The sequence below is a fragment of the Amycolatopsis sp. NPDC043887 genome (genome assembly GCF_056435665.1).
In genome coordinates this window covers 24,249-43,667 of sequence record NZ_JBWKEB010000019.1, presented here as the reverse complement: position 1 = coordinate 43,667, position 19,419 = coordinate 24,249, and the positions used below count along the sequence as shown (strand labels likewise).

General features: G+C 68.9%; 16 protein-coding genes. 6 read left to right on the top strand and 10 right to left on the bottom strand.

What is annotated here, in order from left to right; all coding sequences use genetic code 11:
- Positions 1 to 20: 20 nt before the first annotated feature.
- Together AC069H_RS36320 and AC069H_RS36315 are read right to left on the bottom strand one after the other, a co-directional pair.
- The gene (locus tag AC069H_RS36320; RefSeq protein WP_478235355.1) at positions 21 to 1,946 is read right to left on the bottom strand and encodes an MFS transporter; all 1,926 of its coding nucleotides are present in this window, start codon (positions 1,944 to 1,946) and stop codon (positions 21 to 23) included.
- 51 nt (positions 1,947 to 1,997) lie between these two features.
- Positions 1,998 to 2,762 carry a glutaminyl-peptide cyclotransferase gene (locus tag AC069H_RS36315; RefSeq protein ID WP_478225273.1) on the bottom strand — a complete coding sequence of 255 codons (765 nt, stop codon included), beginning with the start codon at positions 2,760 to 2,762 and terminating at the stop codon, positions 1,998 to 2,000.
- 49 nt (positions 2,763 to 2,811) lie between these two features.
- Between AC069H_RS36315 and AC069H_RS36310 the strand changes: the two genes are divergently transcribed.
- Entirely contained in the window at positions 2,812 to 3,678 is an 867-nt protein-coding gene (locus AC069H_RS36310) for a DUF3027 domain-containing protein (protein ID WP_478235354.1), read from the top strand.
- Entirely contained in the window at positions 3,668 to 6,475 is a 2,808-nt protein-coding gene (locus AC069H_RS36305) for a sacsin N-terminal ATP-binding-like domain-containing protein (RefSeq protein WP_478235352.1), read from the top strand. The genes AC069H_RS36310 and AC069H_RS36305 overlap by 11 nt, the downstream gene beginning before the upstream one ends.
- A 67-nt stretch (positions 6,476 to 6,542) precedes the next feature.
- Here the strand turns inward: AC069H_RS36305 and AC069H_RS36300 are convergent, their stop codons facing one another.
- Positions 6,543 to 6,770, bottom strand: a complete 228-nt coding sequence (locus AC069H_RS36300; protein ID WP_125801418.1) for a DUF2530 domain-containing protein — start codon at positions 6,768 to 6,770, stop codon at positions 6,543 to 6,545.
- An 80-nt stretch (positions 6,771 to 6,850) separates the two neighbouring features.
- Here AC069H_RS36300 and AC069H_RS36295 point away from each other — a divergent pair, with 80 nt between their 5' ends.
- The 4 genes from AC069H_RS36295 (at position 6,851) to AC069H_RS36280 (ending at position 10,593) form a co-directional block, all read left to right on the top strand.
- The gene (locus AC069H_RS36295) at positions 6,851 to 8,308 is read left to right on the top strand and encodes an NCS2 family permease (RefSeq protein ID WP_478235351.1); all 1,458 of its coding nucleotides are present in this window, start codon (positions 6,851 to 6,853) and stop codon (positions 8,306 to 8,308) included.
- 67 nt (positions 8,309 to 8,375) lie between these two features.
- On the top strand, positions 8,376 to 8,807 hold the full coding sequence (locus AC069H_RS36290; protein WP_016337543.1) for a MarR family winged helix-turn-helix transcriptional regulator: 432 nt from the start codon (positions 8,376 to 8,378) through the stop codon (positions 8,805 to 8,807).
- 104 nt (positions 8,808 to 8,911) lie between these two features.
- Positions 8,912 to 10,171 (top strand): MFS transporter, encoded by a 1,260-nt coding sequence (locus AC069H_RS36285; protein ID WP_478235350.1) that lies wholly within the window; start codon positions 8,912 to 8,914, stop codon positions 10,169 to 10,171.
- A complete protein-coding gene (locus AC069H_RS36280; protein ID WP_478235349.1) occupies positions 10,168 to 10,593 on the top strand; it encodes a hypothetical protein in 426 nt (141 codons plus the stop codon). The genes AC069H_RS36285 and AC069H_RS36280 overlap by 4 nt, the downstream gene beginning before the upstream one ends.
- On the opposite strand, the gene AC069H_RS36275 is transcribed toward AC069H_RS36280, so the two are convergent.
- The 7 genes from AC069H_RS36275 to AC069H_RS36245 form a co-directional block, all read right to left on the bottom strand.
- Positions 10,590 to 11,606, bottom strand: a complete 1,017-nt coding sequence (locus tag AC069H_RS36275) for a hypothetical protein (protein ID WP_478235348.1) — start codon at positions 11,604 to 11,606, stop codon at positions 10,590 to 10,592. The genes AC069H_RS36280 and AC069H_RS36275 overlap by 4 nt on opposite strands.
- Before the next feature lie 1,058 nt (positions 11,607 to 12,664).
- Complete coding sequence (locus AC069H_RS36270) at positions 12,665 to 13,414, bottom strand: arylamine N-acetyltransferase family protein (protein WP_478235347.1); 750 nt, start codon at positions 13,412 to 13,414, stop codon at positions 12,665 to 12,667.
- Between the two features lie 93 nt (positions 13,415 to 13,507).
- Positions 13,508 to 14,131 carry a superoxide dismutase gene (locus AC069H_RS36265; RefSeq protein WP_340686579.1) on the bottom strand — a complete coding sequence of 208 codons (624 nt, stop codon included), beginning with the start codon at positions 14,129 to 14,131 and terminating at the stop codon, positions 13,508 to 13,510.
- Between the two features lie 198 nt (positions 14,132 to 14,329).
- Positions 14,330 to 16,198, bottom strand: a complete 1,869-nt coding sequence (locus AC069H_RS36260; protein ID WP_478235346.1) for a serine hydrolase domain-containing protein — start codon at positions 16,196 to 16,198, stop codon at positions 14,330 to 14,332.
- A 255-nt stretch (positions 16,199 to 16,453) separates the two neighbouring features.
- Positions 16,454 to 17,122: a biliverdin-producing heme oxygenase gene (locus AC069H_RS36255; protein ID WP_478225281.1), complete on the bottom strand. Its 669-nt coding sequence runs from the start codon at positions 17,120 to 17,122 to the stop codon at positions 16,454 to 16,456.
- A 73-nt stretch (positions 17,123 to 17,195) separates the two neighbouring features.
- Positions 17,196 to 17,789 carry a TetR/AcrR family transcriptional regulator gene (locus tag AC069H_RS36250; RefSeq protein WP_478225282.1) on the bottom strand — a complete coding sequence of 198 codons (594 nt, stop codon included), beginning with the start codon at positions 17,787 to 17,789 and terminating at the stop codon, positions 17,196 to 17,198.
- 24 nt (positions 17,790 to 17,813) lie between these two features.
- Complete coding sequence (locus AC069H_RS36245; RefSeq protein ID WP_478225283.1) at positions 17,814 to 19,313, bottom strand: glutamate-cysteine ligase family protein; 1,500 nt, start codon at positions 19,311 to 19,313, stop codon at positions 17,814 to 17,816.
- Positions 19,314 to 19,419 lie beyond the last annotated feature (106 nt).

The window sequence follows — 19,419 nt, the reverse complement described above, 5'->3', positions numbered from 1 at the left end:
GTCGCCGCATACGGTGAAGATTACGAGCCCGGCCGCCACCGGGAGTCACCGGGCTGCGAGGGGATCGGCGATTCGCTCGTCGGCTCCGGGCGCAGCGGCCGGTCGCCGCCGAGCCCCGGGATCAGCGAAGTGCCGCGCCGGACCATGAACGTCTGCGTGAACCCGACGGCCAGCAGGATCGACAGCACCAGGAAGCCGATCCAGTACGTCGGCGGCAGCAGCAGGCCGACGGCACCGCCGAAGCACCAGGACATCTGCAGCACGGTCTCCGACCGCCCGAACGCCGACGCGCGCGACTCTTCCGGCAGGTCTTCCTGGATGACGGCGTCGAGGCTGATCTTCGCCAGCGCGCTCGCGGTCGCGCCGACGAGAGCCACGATCGCCGCCGTCGCCAGTCCCGCCGCCACGGTGGCGATGATCGCGATACCGAGACAGGCTCCGACACAGGCCAGGATCACCTGATCCGGTTTGCCGAAGTGCAGCCGCGAGCCCAGCGCGTTGCCGAGGAAACCGCCGACACCGGCCGCGGCGCCGATGATCCCGAGCAGCAGCAGCTGGTCGAACGGGCTCTGCCCGCTGCCTTCCGCCTGCGCCTTCACCGCGAACGCGGAGAACATCATCAGGAACCCGGTCAGCACGCGGACGGTGCCGTTGCCCCACAACGAGACGACGATCTGCCGCCCCATCGGCTGCCGCTGCTTCTTGACCCGCCGCTCGGGATGCGCGGACAGCGACGCCGGCACCTCGCCCTCGGTCTTCTCGACCCAGGACGGGATGCGCATCGACTGCACCGCGGCGGCGACACAGATCAGCATGGTGAACCACAGCGCGCCCTGAGAACCCCAGATCGCGTTGACCCCGCTCGCCAGCGCGCCGAACGCACCGGCGGCGACCAGGCCGAACACGGTCAGCCGCGCGTTGGTCTTGGACAGCGTGATCTCCGGTGGCAGCACCCGTGGGGTCACGGCCGCCTTGAGCACGGTGAACGACTTCGAGAGCACCATCATGCCCAGCGCCGCCGGGTACAGGAGCCAGTCGTCGAAGTGCAGCGCCATCACGATCGCCATCAGCGCCTGCCCCGCCGAGGACACGCACATCGCGAGCCTGCGGCCGCGCTGGATCTTGTCCAGCGCCGGGCCGATCACCGGCGCGACCAGCGCGAACGGGGCGATCGTGATGAGCAGGTAGAGCGCGACCTTGCCCTTGCTCTCCCCGCTGGTGGCGGCGAAGAACAAGGTGTTGGCCAGCGCGATCGCCATGGCGGCGTCGCTGGCGTAGTTCAGCATCACCGCGTACGTCAGCGAAGTCAGGCCCGATTTGTCGGCGCCGTCCGCCTTCGTCGCGCGCTGGAAGGCTCCGACGGCCTGCCCGGTGAGCTGACGGCTGCGCATCGCCGCGACCCGGGTGACCGTGATCTTCTTCGGCATCTTCGGCAGGGAGCCCGCGCGTGGCGGGACCGCGGTCGTCGGATGCTCGTGCGGCTGCTCTTGGGCGACACGCGGCTCACCCGCGTAACCACCGGTGTCGTAGTGCTCGTACTCGCCGCTGCCCGGCGGGTGCTCGTCGTAGAACCCGCCCGGACGACGCCGGACGGGTTCGGTCTGCCGCTGCGAAGGATCCGGATACGGCCGCGCGCCGCGGGGAGGGGTCCTCGGCGGGGGCGGCGGCGGTGGCGGCTGGTGGTGCCCCATCGGGATCGCGCTGGTGCGTGCCTCGTCGGCGGTCGGCCCGGCCGGATGCGGCTGGTAGTGGGGCTGGTGCTGCGGACGGGCCGCTGGCGGCACCGGCTGCTGGTCGACGCGGGTGGGCGGTGGCGCGGACCAGTTGCGCGCCTGGGCGGCTCCCGGCTCCGGCGTCCACTTCCGCTTGCTCTTGCGGCCACGCTCCTTGCCCGGCCTGCCGGAAGGCGTGCCGTCGGGTCCAGAGTTCGAGCCGAAGATTCCCACGCTTCAATCCTGCCTTACGCGGGTCTCGCTTCGCGCGTTCACCACTGCTTTCTAGGTGGTCGCGACGAATTTCACGCGGAACATCCTGGGCCAGAGCTTGCCGGTGATCAGGAATTCGTCGGTCCCCGGCACCGCCGCGATGCCGTTGAGGACGTCGGCGGAGCTCCGCTCCTCGGGAGTGAGGAGCCCGGACGCGTCGATCTCGCCGGTCACCCGCCCGGTCGCGGCGTCGATCCGCAGGATCCGGTCGGTCTGCCAGACGTTCGCGTACACGGAGCCCCCGACGCATTCCAGCTCGTTCAGCTGGTCACGGCCGACATCGACACCGCCTGTCGGCGCGAAGGTCACGGGGTCACGGAAGGTCAGCTTCGACGACCCATCGCTCATCACCAGCTGCCCGTCGCGGTGACACAGCCCCCAGCCCTCGCCGGTGTAGTTCACGCGCCTCAGCTCGGCCAGCGTCTTGGCGTCGCGTTCGATCGCGACGCCGTCCTGCCAGGTGATCTGCCAGGCCGTCGGCCCCAGCACGGTGATGCCCTCGCCGAACAGGCCGGGCAGGTCCTGCCGGACCGACGGCGCCGCGCCCGGGGGCCCGGCCCGCATCGACGACTTCCCGACCAGGCCGGTCCCCTCGTACAGCGTCTCGCCGGAGAACTCGAGGCCCTGGGTGAAGGCGGCCGGGTCGTGGGGCAGCGTCGAGAGCACCCGCACTTTGAATTTCTCGGGCGCGGGCGGGGCGGCGTCGCTCACCGGCGCGGCGGCGCAGCCACCGAGGACGGCGGCCAGCAGGAGTGACATGGTCATCAGCGTGCGCACGCGGACAGCCTGACACGGACCGCGATATCGCGTGCGGCAGAATGGGGGCATGACCCTGCTGTTGACCCTGGACGACGGCTCCATCCAGCGCAAACTCGCCGAGGCGGTCGATCTCGCCCGTGCGGCGGTGCTGGAGGACGCCGGTGCCGAACAGGTCGGCGCGCACGTCGGCGTCGACCGGGAGGACGCGGTCTCCGCGAGCCACCTGTTCGAGGCGACCGTGTCGGGTTATCGAGGCTGGCGCTGGTCGGTCACGGTCGCGCTCGCCGGCGAGGAAGAGCCGATCACGGTCAGCGAGGTCGTACTGATCCCCGGTCCGGAAGCGCGCGTCGCCCCGGCGTGGGTGCCGTGGGACCGCCGTGTCCAGGCGGGCGATCTCGGCGTCGGCGACATCTTCCCGGTGGAGAAGGACGACCCGCGGCTCGTCCCGGCGTACCTGGAGTCCGACGACCCCGCGGTCGAAGCGGTCGCCAAGGAGACCGGCCTCGGCCGGGTCCACGTGCTGTCCCGGTACGGCAGGCTCGACGCCGCCGCCCGCTGGCACGGCGGCGAGTTCGGCCCGCGGTCGGACATGGCGCGCAGCGCGCCGGACGTCTGCGGGAGCTGCGGCTTCTTCGTGCCGCTCGCAGGGTCGCTCAGCGCGGCCTTCGGCGCGTGCACCAACGACATCTCCCCGGCGGACGGTCACGTCGTCGACGTCGAGTACGGCTGCGGCGCGCACTCCGAGATCGAGGTCGAGGTGACCTCGTCGGTGCCGGTGGCGGAGCTGGTCTACGACGACTCGCTGATCGACTTCGAGCCCGCACCGGAGACTTCCGCCGAGGACCAGCCGGAGGTCGAGCCGGAGACCGTCTCCCCGGCCGAGGAGACCGCCGACGAAGCTCAGGTCGAGGCCGAAAGCGCCAGTGAGCACTGACCCGTTCGGCACCGAGCGGCTCCGCGCCGCCGTCCTGCGGGCGTGGGCCGATTCGCCGACGCGGTTCACCGAGGACACGAACACCGAGAACGACCTGCGGGTCGGCGGCTACCGTGACCGGCTGTTCGTCGAGCTGGCGCAGAACGCCGCCGACGCCGCCCTGGCCGCCGGTGAACGCGGCAGGCTCCGGGTGTCCGTCGTGGACGGTGAGCTGAGGTTCGCCAACACGGGTGCGCCCTTGGACGCCCGCGGGGTCGAATCCCTTGCCTCCCTTCGCGCTTCCGGCAAGGGGGAGGAGACCGTCGGCCGCTTCGGCGTCGGGTTCGCCGCCGTGCTCACGGTTTCCGCCGAGCCGAGGATCGTTTCGGTGACCGGTGGGGTCGCCTTCTCCGCGGAACGCACGCGCGCCGAAGCCGGCCGCGCCGGCGACGTTCCCGTGCTCCGGCTTCCGTGGCCGGTCGCCGAAGCCGAACCTCCCGTGCCCGAAGGCTTCACCACCGAGGTCCGGCTTCCGCTGAGTGAGGGCGTCGACAGCCAGGCCCTGCTGGAGAACCTGAAGAACGACATCGGCGATCTCCTGCTCACCCTGTCCTGGCTCGAAAGCATCGAGATCGAGGGCGGTGTCTGGCGCCGGTCCGATCTCGGTGACGGCGTCGTCGAGCTCGCGTCACCGGCGGGTGCCGAGCACTGGCAGGTCCATCGCGGCGACGTCGTCTGGGCCGTCCCGCTGGACGGGGCCGGTTCGCCCCGGCCGCTCGGTGACGACGTCCTGCACGCGCCGACCCCCACCGACGACGAGCTTTCCCTGCCTGCCAGGCTGATCGCGACGTTGCCGATCGAGCCGTCCCGCCGCCGCGCGCTGCCGGGTCCGGAGCTGACGTCGGCACTGAAGAACGCCGCGCGGGAGTACGTCGAACTCGTCCGTTCCTTGCCCGGCAAGGAACGTCTGGCGCTCGTGCCCGGCGCGGACTTCCCGCGTTCCACTGTGGACGGAACGCTGCGGGAGGCCATCCTCGAAAATCTCGCCGACTCGGCCTGGCTTCCCGCGCAATCAGGTGACGACTTGCCGGGGCGTCAGGCGCGTGTCCTGCCGGTGGACGTGCCGGGGCTGGCGCCGCTGCTGGCGGACCTCGTGCCTGGGCTCATTTCACTGTCCGGTGTGGACCTTCGCGCCGTCGGTGCGCAGTCGCTCTCACCCGCCGAGGCCATCGAGCTGCTGACCGGGGCGCAGCGCGAGCCCTCGTGGTGGCGTTCGCTCTACGACGTGCTGCTGCCGGCACTCGAAGCGCACGACCTCACCAAGGACGACCTCGGCGCGTTGCCGGTACCGATGTCGGACGGTCGTACCTTGCCCGGCGTCCGCGACGCGTTGCTCGTCGGCGGCTCGGCGGAACTGCTCGAACTTCTGTCCGATGTGGACATCATCGGCCTGCGGCTCGTGCATCCGGCCGCCGCGCATCCGTTGCTGGAACGCTTGGGAGCCAAGCACGCCGAGGCGAGCGACCTGCTCGAAGCCGACGCGCTGAGCGCCGCCGTCGAACGCAGCGTCGAAGACGTCCGGTCCGGTTTGGACGGTATGGCCCTCGCGGGTGCGGTGCTCCGCCTGATCGCCGAGGTCGGTGACGAGGCCCCCGATTGGGCGCGCGCCTTGGCCTTGCCGAGTGAGGACGGCTGGCGTCGTGCGGACGAACTCGTCCTGCCCACGTCGCCACTGGGCGACATCTTCGATCCCGAGGTGTTCGAAGAAGACGGCGCTTTGTCCGTGCTGGACGAGGAATTCGCCGAGGACTGGCCGGCGGCCACGCTCGTCGCGGTCGGCGTGCTGGATTCCTTCGCGATCATCACCGACGACGAACCGCTGGAACCCGAGCACGGCCTGCCCGACGAGCACGACTGGTGGGATTCGCTGGAGCGCCCGCCGTCACGGGTGCTCGCCGTGCGCGATCTCGATCTCGTCGGCGATGACGCCTGGCCGGAGGCGCTGCGGTTGCTCGCGTCCCGTCCCGAAACCTGGCGTGCCCTCACCGAACCCGGCGGGCATACCGGCTGGTGGCTCGCGCGGTACGCGCTCCTGGACGGGCACGCGCCGCTCGATTGGCGGATGCCGGAAGCGTCCGCGCTGGCCGGGCTCTACGACGTCGTCCCGGATTCGGGGTTGAGCAAGGAGATCCTGCTCGCCATCGGGGTAAGGACAGAGCTGGGTTCCGACGCCGAAGACGTCGAAGATCTCTTGGAGCGGCTGGGCGACCCCGAGCGCAAGGTGAGCTCCGGACTCGCTTCCCTGGCACACGCGGCACTCGCCGAGTACACAGTGGACGTCGCGCCGCCGGATCGCGTCCGCGCCGCAGATGGTTCGGCCGTCGATGCCCAGAACGCCGTCGTGCTCGACGTGCCGTGGTTCGCCGCCGTGCTGGCGCCGGAGCGCATGGTCGTCGCGGCGAGCGGCGCCGCCGCGCTGGCGGAACTGCTGGACCTGCCGGTGGCGAGCGGTCTCGACGCCAAGGTCACCGAAGACGGCGAATACGTGCCGTGGACGGAGCTGCCCGCGCTTCGGCTGGCCGCCGATCAGCTGGGCGTCGAACCGCCCGAGGGCGGGGTGCTGCTGCACGAGGCGCTGACGGTGACCTTCGAGGACGCGGAGCATGACGTCGCCTGGTGGTCCGACGGCAGGCTGCACGCCGCCGACACCCCCGAAGGGCTCGGCCGGGCCTTCGCCTGGGCGACGGACCGCTGGGCCGACCGGCACGTCCTCACGGCCCTGCTCGAAGACCCCTCGCCTTCGGCCCTCCTGAACTGACGCATTTCGTCCTCTGAATACAGTAGTTGCACACGCAAGGACCGCATTCAGAGGACGAAATGCGCGGCTAGAAGCGTTGGGCGCTCTTCGAGCCCCGGCGGGCGGCGGCGCGCTGCCAGGCGATGATCGCGAGACCGATGAAGCCGAGCACGAGGCCGGAGAACGCCGTCTGCACCCAGATGCCGTCGGTCACAAAGAACAGGACCACGGTCGCGACCGCCCAGAGCGAGGTACCTACGATCACGACCGGCGTCAGGTCGGTCAGCCGCTTCGGCAGCTCCGGCGTTGGCCGCAATGAACCGTTTACTTCCCCGGAATTGATCGATTCGCCCACGTGGGGAAGGGTACCCGGCAACGGGCGAAGGGTGGTACGCGATGGCGGAGCAGCGCACCCGGTCCACACTGGACCGGTTCTTCAAGATCAGCGAGCGCGGCTCGACACCGGGGCGTGAGATCCGCGGCGGGGTCGTCACCTTCTTCACGATGGCCTACATCGTGGTCCTGAACCCGCTGATCCTCGGCAGTTTCTCCGCCGACGACGCGGGCGCGCACAAGGACGTCCTCGGCGACATCCTCCCCGTGCCGCAGGTCGCCGCGGTGACCGCGCTGGTCGCCGGGGTGCTGACGATCATCATGGGCCTGGTCGCGAACTACCCGTTCGCCATCGCCACCGGTCTCGGCATCAACAGCCTGATCGCGGTCACCTTCGCCTCCCAGATGACCTGGCCGGAGGCGATGGGCCTGGTGGTGATCGAGGGTCTGGTCATCGTCCTGCTGGTGTTCGCCGGTATCCGGACGGCGGTGTTCAATGCCGTGCCGCCGCCGCTGAAATCCGCGATCGCGGTCGGCATCGGCCTGTTCATCTGCCTGATCGGCCTGGTCGACGCTGGTTTCGTCCGCCGCGTTCCGGACGACGCGAAGACGACCGTGCCGGTCGGGCTCGGCATCAACGGTTCGATCGCGTCGTGGCCGACGCTGGTGTTCGTCGTCGGCCTGCTGGTGACCGGAATCCTGGTGGCGAAGCGGGTCAAGGGCGCGATCCTGATCGGTGTCCTCGCCTCGACCGTGCTGGCGATCGTCATCGAGGCGATCACCAAGGTCGGCCCGTCGAAGGGCGTCAACCCGCAGGGCTGGAACCTCGGCTACCCGGCGCTGCCCGATCAGGTCCTTGGCGTGCCGGACCTCTCGCTGGTCGGCGACATCTCCTTCGGCGCCTGGACGCGGCTGCCGATCATCACCGTCGTGCTGCTGGTGTTCACCTTGGTGCTGGCGGACTTCTTCGACACCATGGGCTCGATGACCGGCCTGGCGAAGGAGGGCGGTCTCCTCCCGCCGGACGGCAAACTCCCGAACGTCGGCAAGGCCCTGTTCGTCGACGGCACCGCCGCGGTGGCGGGCGGTTTCGCGTCGTCGAGTTCGAACACCGTCTTCGTCGAATCCGCGTCCGGCATCGCCGAGGGCGCCAGGACCGGGCTCGCGAACGTCGTCACCGGGGTGCTCTTCATCGCGGCCATGTTCCTGACCCCGCTCTATCAGGTCGTCCCGGTCGAAGCCGCCGCTCCGGCGCTGGTCGTCGTCGGCGCGCTGATGATGAGCCAGGTCAAGGAGATCGACTTCGCCGACTTCACCGTCGCGCTGCCCGCGTTCCTGACGATCGTGGTCATGCCGTTCACCTACTCGATCGCCAACGGCATCGGCGCCGGCTTCGTCAGCTACGTCGTCATCCGCGCGGTCACCGGCAAGGCCAAGGGTGTGCATCCGCTCATGTGGGGTATCGCGGTGATGTTCGTGGCCTACTTCGCGGTCGGTCCCATCCAAGCCGCGTTCAACTGACCAGCGGTTATGTCATCCGTGGGCGATCTCACGGGCCGATGATCCGATCGTGAGGTATGCTAACTATATGTCCGGAGACACGCACGAGCGCTCACTGGCGAGCCGCCTGCGTCTCGCGGTGGTGCGGCTGAATCGACGGCTGCGGGCCCAGCGCGCCGGTGACGGCATCTCGCTGACCCAGGTGTCCGCGTTGTCGACGCTGCACAAATGCGGTGCGCTGACCCCCGGTCAGCTCGCCGCGAAGGAAGGCGTCCAGCCGCCCTCGATGACGAGGGTGATCGCCGCGCTCGAGGAGATGGGTTACGTCGAGCGCAGGCCGCATCCGACGGACGGCCGCCAGGCGATCGTCGAGTTGTCCGACCGCGGCCGGGCCTACGTGATCGAGCAGATCACCGCGCGGGAGATCTGGCTGGACAAGCAATTGGCGGAGTTGAGCGCCGAGGAACGTGAAGTGCTCTCTCGCGCCTCCGAGATCATCGACAGGATGGCGGGGAACTAACAGCGGTGACGACCACGGGTAACGAAACACAGTGTCCTTCCAAGAGCACCGTTACCCGGGAACCCGCTCCACCACCGCCCGCGCCCGAGAAGCCGCGCGGGAGCATGTTCTCCTCGCTGAAGGTCCGTAACTACCGGCTCTTCTTCACCGGCCAGGTCATCTCGAACATCGGCACCTGGATGCAGCGCATCGCGCAGGACTGGCTGGTGTTCACCCTCAGCGGCAACGACCCGATCGCGCTCGGCATCGCGGTCGCGCTGCAGTTCGCGCCGACGCTGTTCCTCTCGTTGTGGGCCGGGGTGCTGGCCGACCGCGTCGACAAGCGGCGGCTGCTGATCGGCATCCAGATCGCCGTGCTGGCGCAGGCGGTCGTCCTCGGCGCGCTCGATCTGAGCGGGATCGCGGCGCTCTGGCACGTGTACCTCCTCTGCTTCACCCTCGGCGTGACGGCCTCGCTGGAGGTGCCCGCGCGGCAGTCGTTCGTAGCCGAGATGGTGGGCAGGGACAAGGTCACCAACGCCGTCGCGCTCAACTCGTCGATCTTCAACATGGCCCGTATCGTCGGCCCGGCCATCGCGGGTTTCGCGATCACCTGGGTCGGCACCGGCTGGCTGTTCATGGCGAACGCGGTGAGCACGGGCGCCGTCATCGCCGCGCTGGTGATGATGAACCCGGACAAGCTCTTCCGCGGCCCGGCCATCCCGCGCGAGAAGGGGCAGCTCGTCGAGGGGCTGCGATACGTGCGGCGGCGCAGCGACCTGATGACCGTGATGGTGCTGGTGTTCTTCGTGAGCACGTTCGGCATCACGTACTTCACGTCGCTGCCGATCGTCGCCGCGAACGTCTTCCACACCAACGCCGACGGCTACGGCCTGCTGTCGACATTGGTCGCCGTCGGCACCTTCACCGGCGCGCTGATGTCGGCCCGCCGCAACACCCGCGGTGGTCCGCGGGTGCGGCTGCTGCTGCTCTCGGCGTTCCTGCTCGGCGCGTTCGAGGTGATCACCGCGTTCATGCCGACCTACCTGACCTTCGGCCTCGCGCTGATCCCGCTCGGCTTCGCCACGATCACCTTCCTGAACACGGCGAACGCGCTGGTGCAGACCGCGGTCAGCCCGGAGATGCGCGGCCGCGTGATGGGCCTGTACGTGCTGGTGCTGATCGGCGGCAACCCCATCGGCGGCCCGATGACCGGTTGGATGGCCGACGCTTTCGGCGGCCGCTCGCCGTTCTACATCGGAGGCGCGGTCTCGGCGCTCGCCGCGATAGCCTGCGCCGTCGTGCTGATCCGGCGCGGCGGGGTGAGCCTGCCGGTGCGGCGGTTCGGGAACGGTCTGCGGGTGCTGAAGCGGGAGCGGGTGTGAACGAACTCGGCGTCGAACCGTCGGTGACCGGCGAGTCCCGGTTCCTCGACTGGACGATCGACGGCGTCGCGCTGCGCACGCTGGTTCCCGCTCAGCAGCAGACGCCGTTGTCCCTGGACGACGAAGGATGGCGTGATTCGGCGGTCGAGACGCTTTCGCGGTTGCTCGGCCGCTTGCCCGGCGATTTCGACGACGGCCGGGTCGCGCTGCTGGTGTGCCCCTTGTGCGGTGATCTCGGCTGTGGCGCGTACAGCGTCGAGGTCGTTTTCGACGACGACGTGGTCGAGTGGCGGGCCCTCGGTTGGCAAACCGACTACGAGCCGTTCGACGACCCGGAGGAGTACCGGTTCACCAGGGCCCGTTTCGACCGGAAGGCGTACGAGACGCTGCTCGGCGATCTTCTGGTGGACTACCGGGCTTAACGGCCGAGTAGCGGCGGCACCGTCTTTTCGGCGAGCGCCTGGAGGTCGCCGGTGCCCTTGAACTTCAGCGTCTGCCCGGCCGGATCGTCGGTGAGCTGCACGAAGACGCCTCGTCCGTCGATCTGGGCGGGCAATCCGGCGATCGTCGTGGTCGGGGTTACGGCGGTGGACAGTTCGCTGTAGTCGGCGGTCACGCCGTTCAGTTCGCACGCGGCGAAGAAGGTCGGCTTCGCGTTGTCGACGGGCACGCCGAGGGCGCGGCCGAGTTCTCCGCACAGCAGCCACGAGATCACCGGGAGCGGCCTGTCCTTGATCGGGCCGGGTTCGATCTTCTCCACGGCGATCTCGCCGTCCTTGCCGATTTTCGGCAACTTCGGCCCCGGTGGTGTCACGCCTGCGATCAACGCTTCGGCGAGTGCCCTCGCCGTCTTTTCGGTTTCGGGGCTCTTGACGATCCTGCCGCGGAGCGAGACATGCAGCACCGGCGAGGCGCCGTTGTGCGGCGCGACCTCGACGAGTTCGACGCTCAGGCTGGTGCCGTCCTTGTCGGTGGCGATGACCGCGAGCTTGCCGGCGACCGAGGTCTTCGTGGGCATGCCCCGGCTCGTGTCCTCGGGCAGCGCGGGAATCATCTGCACGCTGACGTCGAGTTTCGTGGTGATCGCGTGACAGGAGCTTCCCGCCTCCCGCAGCGTGCGGTCGCCGAGGATCTCCTCCCAGCGCTGCTCCGGGATCGCCTGGCACAGCACCTGCGCGCCGGTTTCGTCCGTCAGCGCGGCCACCATCTCGCCCGTCGGCATCGTGACCGGGCGGAGCGCCAGCCCGGTCTTGGACGGCCAGACCGCGGGCAGTTCGGCCTCTGGCTCTTCGTTGTTTTCGTTCAGCATGATGATCGCGACGGCGATACCCGCGCCGAACAGCAGCAGGACACTGACCAGCGCGCAGCCCGCCCAGATCCACATCGGACGGTCGGTCTTGCGTGCGATGGCGCGGTAGTCGTTCGGGGTGGCCACGGGGTGAAGCTAGCCCGTCGGGCGTCCGCTGTCCGGCGAAACGCCAACCCGATGGATGGATCCGCAGGGTGGATCTTCGAGGAGAGTTGCGTAGACCTGGACCAGCGCTGGTCAGTAAACCGGCGAAGTGGACCCGGCAGCCTTCCGGACGGGGGTGGGATTCTGATCTCTTCCGCCATTTCTCTCACTCGGCTCTTTTAGTGACCGCCGCGCTGCCAGCACCAGGCGAGGGCGTCCGGGACAGCGAGCAGCGGTTCTTCGAAAGCACGTAGATCATCACCGTCGGCCCGAGCTCGGAGATGGTGTCCAGGATTCCGTTTCCGGCGTCCATCGTTCTCGTGGGTGAAATGCAGACGACGTTGCCCCGGAAGCACCAGGCTTCGTACGGCACGTCAGGCGGACGTGAGGTCGCCTGAAAACAGCGCGGCGCTGTCGCCAAGTAACCAGATCAACGGCCGAGGAAGGCGCTCACCTCTCGTGGGGCGGAACAACGCCCGTATCGTGATGCTCAAGACATGAACAGCACAGCGTTCCGGTTGGCGCGGAAGACTTCGAACGTTCAGCACCCGGATCGTCCGTTGATCTCGGGACCCGGGGCGGCCTTGCGTCCATGAAGGATTTGGGACGCTCAACGTCCCAAATCCTTCATGGACGACCACCGCCCCCGTGGTCCCGAGGTCAGCGGCAGGTAGGCGAAGACCGGGTCTCACCTCCACCTGGCCGAGGGAGGCGGCTCCAGCGCCTCCCGTTCGAGGACGGGGTCCTTGGTCGCGGTCTGCCTAAGGACGCACAGGATGTCGCCGTGGTGACGACCACGGCCTTGCCGCTCAGAAGACTCATGGGGACCAGTGTGCTGTCACCCGGAAGGGTGAGATCGGCATCTTTCGGCGGAACCCCTTGTCGGGGTAGGTGAGGTTAGGCTAACCTCATACATGTCCGCTTCGTGGTGGGAGCGGCAGTCAGTTCGGGAACGGACGAAGCCCCGCGACCGGGTCACCCCCGGAGGCGGGGCTTCGTTCATTCCGGAGGGTTCATGGTCGATGACCATGCCGATTCGGTCAAGGCACCCGGTCGAGTTCGATCCCGAACTCCTTCCGGTAGACGTCCAGGATCTCCCGATCACCCGAAAGCCTGGTCTCCTCGCGGACGCCATGGGTGGTGACGATCAGCCTGTCACCCGCGAGCGTGACCCGCCCGTGCCTGGTCGGCAGCGAGCAGGTCGGCCCCTGCGTGAAATGCGAGTCCGGCGACGTCGACTGCCAGAACGCCGTCGGGACGAACTCGTCCAGATCCCGCGGCCGCCGCTCGATCCGGTACTGGGGATCGCCGTCCCGCAGGACGTCGATGTCCCCGTGGGGCGCGTCGAGGACCAGGAACTCACCCTCCGGGTCGGCCTGCGCCTCGGTGGCGGACAGCCGCAGCGGGAACCGGCTGAACCGGCCGAAGCCGACGTCGGCCAGCCAGGGTTCGTCCAGGTCGACGTGGACGACCGCGTGGTCGAACGGCGGCCCGAGGGTGCCGTCCGGCCGGAACACCTTCGCCGGCCTGAGCTCGGCGTCGAACCCCAGTTCCCGTAGCAAGGCGGCGAAGAGCCCGTTCAGTTCGTAGCAGAAGCCGCCGCGCCGCCGTCGCACGATCTTGTCGAACAGCGCCTCGATGTCCAGGACGATCGGCTCGCCGAGGTGGCTGCTCAGATTCTCGAACGGGACCACCGCGAGGTGGCGTTCCTGCAGCGTCCGCAGCGCGGCGACGTCCGCGGTGGCGGGACGGTCGAGCCCGAGGCGGTCGAGGTGTGCGGCGACGTCCATGCGTCCACCTTCACACCTCGACTCCGCTGGAGGTCAAGGCGGAAACAAGAACGGGGCCCTCCCGGAAGGAGAGCCCCGCTTCGTGGCGAGAGGTCAGCCGAGCAGCAGGCCGTTGCCACCGGCGACGGCGTTGTCGAACCGCTTGGAGATCTCGGCCCAGTTGAAGATGTTCCAGAGCGCCTTGACGTAGTCCGGCTTCACGTTCTTGTAGTCCAGGTAGAACGCGTGCTCCCACACGTCGACCAGCAGGATCGGCGTGGTCGGCAGGACCAGGTTGTTGTGGTGGTCCCGCAGCTGCTGGGTGATCAGCGTCTTGCCGATCGGGTCCCAGGAGAGCGCGGCCCAGCCGTTGCCCTGGATCGTGGTGGCGACCGCGGTGAACTGCGCCTTGAACTTGTCGAAGGAGCCGAACGCCTCGTCGATCGCGGAGGCCAGCTCGCCGGTCGGCTTGTCGCCGCCTTCCGGGGAGAGGATCTTCCACCACACGACGTGGTTGGCGTGCCCGGCGAGGTGGAACGCCAGCGTGGTCTGCAGGCCGACGATGTCGCCGAAGTTGCCGGCCTCGCGGGCCTCGGCGAGCTTGTCGAGCGTGTCGTTCGCGCCCTTGACGTAGGTCGCGTGGTGCTTGCTGTGGTGCAGCTCGTTGATCTCGCCCGAGATGTGCGGCGCCAGAGCGCTGTAGTCATAGTCGAGATCGGGGAGCACGTAGCGGGCCATCGGCCCTCCTTCTGTCTTCGACACAAGTTTCCAAGGACGAACTTAGTCGTCTTCACCCGTTTGCGGCGACCGGGGGCGCCGCGTTTCTCCCCAGGTGGAACGACCCGTTCGTAGCGGCTGTACCCCGTGGGGCCACCGCTTGAAACCCACCCTGCTAGCTCCAGTTAGCTGGAGGTCAAGGCGATGTGACGGCGGTCATCAAGCCAGGTAGGGCAGCCCGACCAGGTGATAGGAGGCGATCACTCCGAGGAAGGCCACCAGTGCCACGGAAATCACCGTGTAGGTGATCCTGGCGGGGGTGTTCCACCAGCGGCGGAGCCACGCGAGCGCCGTGCAGGCGACGGCCGCGCCGGCCAGGAGCAGGACGACGTTCGGCAGGAGCAGGGTGACGCTCAGCAAGGGGGAGTGCCCAGAGGTCAGCGCGACGGCGGTGGCACTCAGATCGCTCATGAGGAGTGCGAAACCACCCGTGAACAGCAGGACCGCGAGGGCAGCGGACCAGGCGGCGACGGTCGCGAACCGGGCACCCGGCGGGTTCCGCTCACGGCCTCGCCGGACGAACGCGCGGATCGGCCACCACACCAGCGCGCCCAGCAGGAGCAGCAGCGCGATACCGAGGATCAGCAGATGCGTGGAGGGCGAACCGAGCCACGACGTGCGTTCGTGGGAGGAGTTCGGGTCGTCGCCCGCGAAGAGCAGCATCTGCCCGCCGGATTCGCGGAACGCGAGCCGCTCGCCCGCCGCGTCGGTGAACAGACCGGGCTCGGTCTGCGTCCATCGCCGGGTCCCTTCGCCGAGACCGGACGTCGTCAGCGCGCCGTCGCCGTCGGCGGTCACCGTGACGCCGCCCGCGAGCGCGCGGACCTTCGTGAAGCTGTCGTAGTCCAACCGGGTGTTGTTGTAATCGCCTTCGAACCGTGAGACGTCCCCCGTCAGTGGCACGGGAGCGGGAATGGGAGCGGCGGGCTGGAGCCGGTCGAGGAAGGCTTTGAGCACCTCGGCGGTCACCGCGGCGGCGTCACCGGAGAACGCGCCGCCGTTGAACGCCAGGTACACGCCGGTGTTCTTCTCGGGGATCAGTTCCAGCACGCTGAAGAACCCCGGTGAGTCGCCGCTCTTCTCCACCATGCGCAGGCCGTTCAGGTACCGCTCGGAGAAGCCGAACCCCATCGCGGGCAGTCGCGGGTCGTTGCGGTACCGCGCGCCATGCAACTGGTCGAGCAAGGAGCGGCTGAACACGCCAGGGACGAGGTTCGCGGACAGATAGCGGCCCATGTCGGCCGGAGTGGCGACGTTCCCGTCACCGGCGGGTGGTTCGGGGCCGAAGTTGGCGGGCGGGACGACCTGCGCGGACCCGTCCCAGCGGTAGCCGGTGGCGAGTGGGACGTCCGGGGTGGGCTGGGCGACGCTGCTGTCCTTCATCCCCGCCGGTTCGAAGATGTGCTGCCGCACGTAGTCCGCATAGGACTGTCCGGACGCGAGTTCCACGAGATGCCCGGCCAGCGCGAAGCCGTAGTTCGAGTAAATGGCGACCTCGCCGGGCGGGCGGACGCGGGTGGGTATCTCGTTCGCGAGGTGCTCGGCGAGCGTCGGCAGCTTTTCGTCCCGGGGCGTGAACATCCGGTACACGCGGTCCTCGAAACCCGCGGTGTGGGTCAGGAGGGAGAACAGGGTGACCGGCCGGCCGGGGAAGGTTTCGGGGATCTTGAACGACTTCAGGTACGTGTTGACGTCGGCGTCCAGCGCCAGTTCGCCCTTCTCGACGAGCTGCATCGCGGCGGTCGCGGCGATCGACTTGCCGACGGAGTTGATCAGGAACCCGGTGTGCGCGGGGTCCACCTTGGCTTGAGTGTCCACTGAGGACACTCCGTAGCCCGCCGAGAACACGGTCTTGCCGCCTTCGACGACCACCACGGCGGCGCCGGGAATGTGATGCTCCGCAAGGCTTCGCGGGAGGATTTCATCGAAGACGCCGGCGGCGGAGCCGGGTGTCGCCGCTTGGGCGGCGGGGGCACTCAGGACCGTCGCGACGGTCAGCAGGGCGGCGGTGGCCGCGATCCGGAACATACCCCGAAAGTTAGGGATTTCCCCGGGGAGAAGGGATCCGGCGGGCCGCCGATCGGGGGGTGGGGCCTGCCCTACCCCCCGACCGGTCCGCCATCAGGAGAAGGAGAAAGGTCCGGGAGGCGCTCGACGAGGCGACCGTCAGCCTGGGTGCTTCTTGCGTGAGCCTGCCCGGCGGCTCGGTGTCCGGTGCGGCTCCGGGGTCTCGGCGCTCGCGTCCACCGGCGTCGACGGCGGCTGGCAGTCAGGCGCAGGAGGTCAGGCGGCCCGGTACGCGTCCAGCTCGCTCGCCAGCTCGTCGAACACCGCGATGTTGCACTCGAAGGCCACGATGGCCTCCTCGATCAGCCGCGCGCGCTCGTCCTCGGTCCACGGCGCCGAGTTCAGCCGCTCGCGATAGTCGTCCCGGAACTTGGGCGCGCTGCCCAGCTGGTCGAAGTGGTAGAACAGCGAACCCGCTTCGGTGAGCTCGTACTTGCGTTCCAGCAGCCGCCGGATGACCTGGCCGCCGGCGATGTCGCCGAGGTAACGCGTGTAGTGGTGGGCGACGAACCCGCCGGACCAGTCCGACGCCTCGGCGACGCGCCGCGCGTAACGCTCCGTCGAGGGCAGCGGCCGGATGGTCTCGCGCCAGTCCGGGCCGACGAGGTGTTCGAGGTCGCGTTCGAGGCTCGGCAGCCGCCGCAGCTCCTCGAAGACGAACTCGCCCGCCACCGGGTCTTTCGCCAGCTTGTCCGCGGCCTGCTCGATGGCCTGGTAGATGAAGTAGTACTGGATCGCCAGCCGGGTGTACCCGTCGCGAGTGAGCTCGCCGCCGAGCAGCGCGTTCATGTACTCGGAGTGGTTGGCCCGCTCGTGGGCGGGCAAGGTGGAGGCGCGCAGGGTCGCGGAGAACGGCCCGGATTCGACGTCGGTGGTCACCGGCATGGACAGAGCCTCCAAGCATCGATCTGACATGCTGTCAGAAAGAGCGTAAGGCACAACTGCGGGTTAGGCTACCCTAATTTTCCGGTTTCCCGATCATCCCGACCGCTCTGAGCACGAAACGGACGGCTCCCTCGATCGCGTCGTCCAGCCGTTCGGGTGGTACGTCGACGACCTGACGGCTGCCCAGCGCGGCGGTGATCATCGGGATCAGCACGTCGGGGTCCTCGTCCGGCGTCCCCTCGGCGAGGATCTCGCGCAACTGGCCGGTGATGGGGTCGGCGTGCGCGCTGATCCGCCGATACGCGGCGGGTGCCAGCGCGGACGCGAGCGCCGTCCCCGGCGGCAGGTGGTACTCGGCCAGTACCCGCAGCTGGAGCCGGACGAACGTCGCGAGCTTCTCGACCGGGGTGTCCGCGGTCGCGACGGCCACCGTCAGCCGTTCGACGTACCGGGTCGCCTCGTCCTCGACGAAGGCGACCAGCAGGCTCTCCTTGTCGGGGAAGTGGTTGTACATCGCCGTGCGGCCGAGGCCCGCTTCGGCGGCGACACCCGCGAGCGTGATCGCGTCGAATCCGCGTTCGTACAGCTGCCCGCGCAGGACGTCGAACACTCTGCTGCGGACCTCGCGCCGGTGCTCCTCCAGCGACCGGCCGATGATCTTGGGCACGAGCCACCTCCCTGGAGGGAGACTCTAAGCCTCCAGCGACCAGGTGTGCACCGGCGTCTCGGTGGCCGACAGCTCCAGATACCGGCCCAGCATCCGGTGCAGCGCGGTCTCCCGCTCGGCGCCGCGCTCCTCCGCGCGCAGGACGTACTCCCGCTGCCATGCCGCGCCGGTCCGCCTGGTGAGGCACCGCTGCTCGATGATGCCCAGATAGCGCTCTCTCGCCTCGTCCGAAACGTCCGACCGGCGTAGTCCCTCGTGCGCCAGCGGCAGCAGGACCCGCAGCACCAGCTCGTCCGGCGGGATCCAGCCGATCCCCGGCCAGTACAGCTGCGCGTCGAAACCCCGGCGCGCTCCCGCGTACATGTTCTCCTCGGCGGCCTGGAACGACATCTGTGTCCACACTGGACGGTCAGCCTCGGCGAGGGCCCGCTGCGCGCCGTAGAAGAAGGCGGCGTTCGCGACCATGTCGACGACGGTCGGGCCCGCGGGCAGCACGCGGTTCTCCACCCGCAGATGCGGCAGGCCGTCGACGACGTCGTAGACCGGCCTGTTCCAGCGCCAGACGGTGCCGTTGTGCATCCGCAGTTCGGTGAGCTTCGGGGCCTGCCCGGAGTCGAGCGCCTCGATCGGATCCTCGCGGTCGGTCTCGGGAAGCAGCCCGGGGAAGTACCGGACGTTCTCCTCGAACAGGTCGAAGATCGACGTGATCCACCGCTCGCCGAACCACACCCTCGGCCGCACGCCCTGGTTCTTCAGCTCTTCGGGCCGGGTGTCCGTGGCCTGCAGGAACAGCGGGATCCGCGTCTCGTGCCAGAGCGCCTTGCCGAGCAGGAACGGCGAATTCGCGCCGACGGCGACCTGGACGCCCGCCAGCGCCTGCGCCGCGTTCCAGTGCGCCGCGAACTCCTCCGGCGCGACCTGCAGATGCAGCTGGACGGAGGTGCAGGCGGCCTCGGGCAGGATGGATTCGGAGTAGCTGCGCAGCCGCTCGGGCTGACGGCAGGGAAGCGGCGCGCCCTCCATCGAAAGCACGGTGCGCTCGCCGCGCGCGGCGAAGATCCGGTCGTTGAGCAACGAATACCGCGCGTTGTTGGTCAGCCACTTCTGGTCGAAGTGCTCGTGCCGCAGCGTCGGGAGGATGCCGATCATCGCCAGGGAGGCGCCGGATTCCTCGGCCTTGCGGGAGGCGGCGCCCAGATACGCGTGGAGATCATCCTCCAGTTGCAGCGCGGACTCGCCTGCCAGCGGCCGCGGCGGCACGTTGAGCTCCAGGTTGTGCTGGCCGAGTTCGGTGGTGAACGACGGATCGTTCAGCGCTTCGAGCACCGTCGTGTTCGTCATCGACGGGCGCAGCTGGCCGTCGACGAGGTTGAGTTCGACCTCGAGGCCGATGTTCTTGCGCGGGAAGGAAAAACTTCCGTCGGTGAGCATGCGGGCCAAGGTGTCGAGGCAGCGCTGGACCTTCCGGCGATAGCGGCCGCGATCCTGCGGCTCGGAGGGGTCCGCCGAAAGATTCTTACCCATGTTCGTCGAGCTCCTCATTGGCCACGCTCCGCGGGATCCAGGCGGGACTGCCAGGCGGCCCAACGGTTTCACGCCTCGCTGTCGCCCGGCTAGCGGCCAAACTGGT

Excerpts from the sequence above, each read along its gene's own strand:
- AC069H_RS36265 (WP_340686579.1), bottom strand. The coding sequence starts at position 14,131 with ATGGCCCGCTACGTGCTCCCCGATCTCGACTATGACTACAGCGCTCTG.
- AC069H_RS36295 (WP_478235351.1), top strand. The coding sequence starts at position 6,851 with ATGGCGGAGCAGCGCACCCGGTCCACACTGGACCGGTTCTTCAAGATC.
- AC069H_RS36260 (WP_478235346.1), bottom strand. The coding sequence starts at position 16,198 with ATGTTCCGGATCGCGGCCACCGCCGCCCTGCTGACCGTCGCGACGGTC.
- AC069H_RS36270 (WP_478235347.1), bottom strand. The coding sequence starts at position 13,414 with ATGGACGTCGCCGCACACCTCGACCGCCTCGGGCTCGACCGTCCCGCC.
- AC069H_RS36255 (WP_478225281.1), bottom strand. The coding sequence starts at position 17,122 with ATGCCGGTGACCACCGACGTCGAATCCGGGCCGTTCTCCGCGACCCTG.
- AC069H_RS36310 (WP_478235354.1), top strand. The coding sequence starts at position 2,812 with ATGACCCTGCTGTTGACCCTGGACGACGGCTCCATCCAGCGCAAACTC.
- AC069H_RS36245 (WP_478225283.1), bottom strand. The coding sequence starts at position 19,313 with ATGGGTAAGAATCTTTCGGCGGACCCCTCCGAGCCGCAGGATCGCGGC.
- AC069H_RS36290 (WP_016337543.1), top strand. The coding sequence starts at position 8,376 with ATGTCCGGAGACACGCACGAGCGCTCACTGGCGAGCCGCCTGCGTCTC.
- AC069H_RS36285 (WP_478235350.1), top strand. The coding sequence starts at position 8,912 with ATGTTCTCCTCGCTGAAGGTCCGTAACTACCGGCTCTTCTTCACCGGC.